Origin of the sequence: Flavobacterium psychroterrae (assembly GCF_018380615.1) — a bacterium.
GTDB lineage: Bacteria > Bacteroidota > Bacteroidia > Flavobacteriales > Flavobacteriaceae > Flavobacterium > Flavobacterium psychroterrae.
Genome location: NZ_JAGYVZ010000113.1, coordinates 1 through 247 on the forward strand (window position 1 = coordinate 1; position 247 = coordinate 247).

Annotated in this window: 1 protein-coding gene; it reads right to left on the reverse strand. The window is 37.2% G+C overall.

The genetic code is table 11. The annotated features are described in order from the left end of the window. Positions 1–247 (reverse strand): hypothetical protein (locus KHA90_RS25290; RefSeq protein ID WP_213308312.1); only part of this gene is annotated, 247 nt, incomplete at both ends.

Consider the following 247-nt stretch of genomic DNA (forward strand, 5'->3'; position numbering starts at 1 on the left):
CTGATGTAGTTTCGCACGTACCAACTGATTCTATTACTCTGATTACGGCTATTTCATGTGAGCATACTTCCGTGATACTATAATTTTCCATATTAATGCCTGAGTCCACAATTTGAGCAGTAAAGCCTCCCCATGATGTGGCTTGTATTTTTTCGAGCGTGACTTTTATCTTAGCTTCGATGTTGGCAGTAATTTTATAATTCCTGACCTCATGTGGAAAATTATCTTTACTGAGTTGGGATAATAA